The organism is Arthrobacter cavernae (assembly GCF_017368795.1).
GTDB lineage: Bacteria > Actinomycetota > Actinomycetes > Actinomycetales > Micrococcaceae > Arthrobacter > Arthrobacter cavernae.
In genome coordinates this window covers 1-883 of the sequence record NZ_JAFNLL010000121.1, presented here as the reverse complement: position 1 = coordinate 883, position 883 = coordinate 1, and the positions used below count along the sequence as shown (strand labels likewise).

Here is an 883-nt window from a genome sequence, read left to right as displayed (position 1 = left end):
GTTGGTTTGCCCGCTGGCGGCAGGTGGGTGACCGGTGGCGGCAGGTATTTTTTGACAGGGTCAGGCGCCCCGGGCGTGCCGGGTGGGCGGGCGCCTGACGAGGGTTTGGGGTTAGTTCATGGGGCGGGTTCCTTTCCCGTTTTGGGCTTGCATGAGCCGGACGGACTCGCCGCTGGTTTGGCAGAGGTGGGCGTGGTGGAGGAGCCGGTCCACGGTTGCGGTGGCGATGGTTTTGGGCATGAGTTCGTCGAAGCCGGAGGGGTGGATGTTGGAGCTGATCGCGAGGGAGCGCTTCTCGTAAGAGGCTTCCACGACCCGGTAGAAGCCCTCGGCCGCGTCTGCGGAAACCGGCAGGAGGCCTATGTCATCGATACAGATCAAATCCACGTTGGTGGCGCGGGTGATGGCTTTGTTGACGCTGTCATCGATGCGGTGGCGGCGCACGAGGGCGCCGAGGTCTTCCATGCTGAGCCAGGACACGGACATGCCCTGATCGATGGCCTGCTGGCCGAGTGCTTCCAGGAGCAGGGTCTTCCCGGTGCCGGAGGGCCCGCAGGCGATCAGGTTCTCCCGGCGACGCACCCATTCCAGGGTCCGCAGGAACGAGGTGGTCGCTGCGGGGAGGGTGGAGAGGGCCCCGTCCCAGACCTCGAAGGTCTTCCCGGTGGGGAATCCGGCGCGTTTGCGCCGGGTGGCCAGCATGGACCGGTTCCGGCCGGTGGCTTCGGCTTCGAGCAGGACGCGGACGACTTCGGTGGGGTCCCAGCGTTGGGCTTTCGCGGTGGCCAGGACGTCGGCGACCACCGCGCGGGCGTGCGGCATCCGGGTCGTGCGCATCAGCGCGATCACATTCTCTACCGCCGGGTCGGTCAGGGCCGGGGTC

The 883-nt window shown here is 67.5% G+C and carries 1 protein-coding gene; it reads right to left on the bottom strand.

Annotated elements, in window-relative coordinates; all coding sequences use genetic code 11:
- Nucleotides 1-111: 111 nt before the first annotated feature.
- Nucleotides 112-883: IS21-like element helper ATPase IstB (gene istB, locus J1902_RS19080; protein WP_372434603.1), on the bottom strand; the 772-nt coding region annotated here is incomplete at its 5' end.